General features: G+C 42.8%; 5 protein-coding genes. 2 read left to right on the forward strand and 3 right to left on the reverse strand.

Annotated elements, in window-relative coordinates; genetic code table 11:
• Nucleotides 1-42 precede the first annotated feature (42 nt).
• Nucleotides 43-612 carry a hypothetical protein gene (locus VB714_RS14810; protein WP_323225385.1) on the reverse strand — a complete coding sequence of 190 codons (570 nt, stop codon included), beginning with the start codon at nt 610-612 and terminating at the stop codon, nt 43-45.
• Nucleotides 613-819: 207 nt separating this feature from the next.
• On the opposite strand from VB714_RS14810, the gene VB714_RS14815 reads away from it, so the two are divergent.
• Nucleotides 820-1,746: a hypothetical protein gene (locus VB714_RS14815; protein ID WP_323225387.1), complete on the forward strand. Its 927-nt coding sequence runs from the start codon at nt 820-822 to the stop codon at nt 1,744-1,746.
• A gap of 142 nt (nt 1,747-1,888) precedes the next feature.
• Here the strand turns inward: VB714_RS14815 and VB714_RS14820 are convergent, their stop codons facing one another.
• Nucleotides 1,889-2,260, reverse strand: a complete 372-nt coding sequence (locus tag VB714_RS14820) for a hypothetical protein (protein ID WP_323225388.1) — start codon at nt 2,258-2,260, stop codon at nt 1,889-1,891.
• Nucleotides 2,261-2,415: 155 nt separating this feature from the next.
• On the opposite strand from VB714_RS14820, the gene VB714_RS14825 reads away from it, so the two are divergent.
• Nucleotides 2,416-3,606, forward strand: a complete 1,191-nt coding sequence (locus tag VB714_RS14825) for a hypothetical protein (protein ID WP_323225389.1) — start codon at nt 2,416-2,418, stop codon at nt 3,604-3,606.
• On the opposite strand, the gene VB714_RS14830 is transcribed toward VB714_RS14825, so the two are convergent.
• Nucleotides 3,562-3,948, reverse strand: a 387-nt coding sequence (locus tag VB714_RS14830) for a hypothetical protein (RefSeq protein ID WP_323225390.1), incomplete at its 5' end; no start/stop codon positions are given. The genes VB714_RS14825 and VB714_RS14830 overlap by 45 nt on opposite strands.

Consider the following 3,948-nt stretch of genomic DNA (forward strand, 5'->3'; position numbering starts at 1 on the left):
TGTGGAGGCGTAGACAGTAGTCAGCCTGCGAAACAGGAAGCTCTATTCGTGAGGAAGAGAAGCTCCCGTCATAATCTTTGATTTGACGGGAGAGAACGTCACACCGTTCAGATTTGCCCCATCGAGTTCATTGCCTTGATTAGCAGCCGCAGCCCCCACGACAGCCGCTCGATCCAAAAGACTGTCATAATCGATGAACCCGTTGCCGCGAGGGACTTGGGGCGAACTCTTTTCAGGAGTTGAAACAACGCGGCGAGGCTCTTTCCGGAGTCGTTGGGGCTTGGCTTCATCAGGGCGATCGTCAATGTCCTCCGATTCCTCCGTTTCTCCCTCAAAAGAGTCGAGCAAATCGTCAATCTCGTCTCCTTCTTCTCGCTCTTGTTCCGGATTGAGTGCCTGCTCGATCCCCGTGCGAGTAAATTTTCCCTGCTCCTCCTCATCAAAGCCCAAATGCTGCATCATGTACTTGCCTGTAGTCGTACCGAGTTCGGGTTTGTTCGCCAATTTCATGGCAATGCCCCCCGTATTGACCTCAACGGCAATTTTGAGTTTGGGGTTGTCCTCCTCGCTGATGCTTTCGAGGGCTTCGGCAAAATCTTCGAGCGTCGTCAAACCCTGCTACTGGCAATAAGCGAGAGTCTTTTCGCAGTATTTGTGCAGATATTTGAAGGTTTTTTTTCCCGTGTTGGTTTTGGGAGTAAGATAGTTACTTGAATGGTTGCTCAGTTTGGGTTTTGTAGTGTAAGGTTGGATCGATCCACCAAGTAGAGGAACCTGACTCAAAGCATTTGTCCTATAATCTTTTTAAAAGAGGTAAGAATGAATTGTCAGAAATCATCATTTCTCATCATAGTTTCTTCTTTGATTGTTGCAATTGGTGCCTTTTGTGAAAAAGCTATTGCCTTATCACCTTGCAACGACAATCAACTTCAAGCGAGTTACAACTCTTCATCATCTTCATATCATGAATATACAGTAGAGAACAAAGTTTGTTCTATTGACTTGCCCGGTTGTACTCAAGATTTTGTGTTTAATATAATGCTGAGTCAAGTACGATTTATTGCACCTACCGATCAAGTAACACCCGTTCAGAATTGTAAAATAACTATCCTTGATATACCGGGACCTTTTGGTGAAGATCCTATCAGAACTACTGTGAATCAAAACCAATATTCTATTACAAACTATACAAGGGAAGATCATGCTCTCCATCCCGGAATAGTAAATCGAACGGTTATTGAGAAAGATGGGCATATTGTTATTTCTACTTTTGGAGAGGGAGAAGGAATATTGCCAACAATTAATGAAAATCAGGCTCCCGATCTTTGGGGCGATGTTGATCGTGGCTTAATTCGAGAAGTACGCTTGCGTTTGCCAACATGTACCAACAAAATTTCAGGTGCTTACCAATTTGCGAATGAAAGTATATCAGTTAATGCTGGGGACAAAATTAGAATTAGAGCAAGTGGGAGTATTCGATTAGGACTTTTTGCAGGTTCAGCTAGTCCCGCAGGTATTTCTTATGGCACGAGTTACAATCATTTTTCAAATGCTTTACACGGTCATCTTCTTGGAAGAATTTTTCAACCAGGAATGCAAGATTTGGAGGGTTGGTTTTCGGTAGGTAACGGAATAGATATGGTCGCCGAAGTATCTGGGATGTTGGAGTTTCTAGTCAATGATAGCGATCCGCAAAATAATAGTGGAGCATTTTGTGTTGAAATAGAAAATCTTGGTTCTGGATAATCAGTGAAAACGCATTTTCTTAGCATTAGCATCTTTAAACTTTCCCGTAAAATCTTTTCCTTTTGCCTTTTCAAAAGGAATGCTAAGAACCTAAGTATCGTGGGGTAAAGGTTCTCGTTGTCGCTGAAACTCCTCCGCGAACTCAAAAATGGAGTTGGTGAATTTCCCGTCCCCGTTGATTTGCACGTTCTTTCAGAGCTTTTGCCCAAGGCAGATAATCTCGTTCCCACTGCTTGCGATCGCTTTTACGGGCAGGAGGAGGGAAGAGATAGCGAAATTCGTGCCGATGGCGAGAACGAATGCGGGTTCGTTCCCATGCCGGATTGACTGCCTCTCGGGCGATCGCCAGAATTGGATTTTTCTCGTCAGTCGGCAAAGGTAAAGTTTTATAAAGGCGCGAATCTTTCTTGAGGTCGAAGAGGGGACTGGGATGCGCTTCCGTCCAGCGTTTGGCTTCTTGAATGAGGGTGGGATGGCATTCATCGAAACGAGTGGCGCTTTTGGGGCTATCCACCTCAATACGAGTGTATTATGCTACAATCTAAAACTAAGAGAAAATAGATTGTTTAGTAAGTTTGGTTACAACATTACGACATCCAGATTAAACAAAAAGCTATAAATGTTTTCTCTTGCAATTTATAGTTAAGTATTTATACGGAGAACAGACCATTGATCGATCCTAAGTTATTTGACGAATTAAACAAACAAATGGCTCTCCACAGTTCTATTTTTAGTTCTGTTAATGCCGTAAAAGCAATGAGTCCTGCATCTGAGTTACTCTCAATGAGTACAGCTTTTGACAGATTAAATAAAATAGAGCTTGCAGATCAATTAAGTTCTGCGAACACAGCAAGCGCAACTTTTGATAAGTTGAATGCAACAATGGGGATTGAAAATAAAATAAATGTGGTGAATGCAGCACATAAAGCAATGGGCTTTGCAAATCAACTTAGTGCAAGCACAAATCTAACTCGTGCATTTGAAAATATTTCGATTAAAAATTCGATGCTTTTGAAAGCCTGTCAAGAGCAGCATCACATTCAAAGTATTCTTGCAAGTAATTCTAGGATGTCTGCGTTGGCAGAACTTGATACGTCACGAGTGCTGTCGGTTTCTCTGATGGCACAAGCTAAACTAGCAGAACTGGATCGCTTTCCGCTTGGTAAGCTGGCTAAAATCAATAATGATTTTGTTCAAAAACTAGCAGTCAATTTTAGTGATTTTACGGATTCTTATAAATCTCTTGTCGATTCTGTAGCGATGAAACAAGATATCTATCAGCCTGTGTCTTTGATTTCAACCTATTCGCCTGTTGAATATTATCGTGAACTTGAAGTTCTTGAGAGTATCACTGTTGAAGATCGAGAGGCAGAAGATGAGAATGAAGTTGAGATTAGCGAGGTACTTTTTGAATCCATACCATCAGCCGATGAAATTCTAGAAAATTACGATTCCAGATTATGTCGTTTATTGCAAGGTGCTCGTTATTCTTTATCCTCTGACAATCCAGACCGAGTGCGTCATGTAACTACATCAATTCGCGAACTATTCACCCACGTTTTACATACACTTGCACCTGACAGCGAGATTCGGAAATGGTCTACCGAAGATCAATATTTTCACAATAATCGTCCCACTCGACGTGCACGCTTATTGTATATATGCCGACATATTAACAACAATTCATTCCAGAAATTTGTAGAACATGATGTTCGTGCAGTTCTTTCATTTGTTGAGGCTCTAAATGGAGATACACATAGCATTGAACCGAGGCTCACGGAACATCAACTCAAAGCACTTGTTGCACGAATGGAATCATTGTTGGTATTTTTGCTTCAAATACCAAATGTCGGCGAATAACTTTTGCATCCATGCAAAGCGAAATTGAAAAGGTCCATTGCCCCTGCCTCCCATCGCTTTAGCCAGTCGAGGGGAGATTTTGCCGTGACAGTCCCCCGTGCTAAATTTTCGGGCTTCTTCTCGTTCTGCGGGATCGTCGCTCTCCCAGTCTACAATTTTCACGCGCAGGGGTTGACCGTCGCTGCTGTGGAAGGCGATCGCCCCTTCATTGCAGGAACTGACCAAAAGGGAACCGTACCGACAAGCGGTGTCGGGTTGGGTTTTGAACGGTTCGTTGAGTTGTTTGGAGAGTTTGCGATCCGCAAAATAAATGCTGTTCCCCGAACTGAATGCCACTCGTCG

Source organism: Spirulina sp. 06S082, from assembly GCF_034932145.1.
Lineage (GTDB): Bacteria > Cyanobacteriota > Cyanobacteriia > Cyanobacteriales > Spirulinaceae > CCY15215.

What these genes read in the sequence shown, in the direction of transcription:
- VB714_RS14815 (WP_323225387.1), top strand. Translation starts at nt 820, where the DNA reads ATGAATTGTCAGAAATCATCATTTCTCATCATAGTTTCTTCTTTGATT.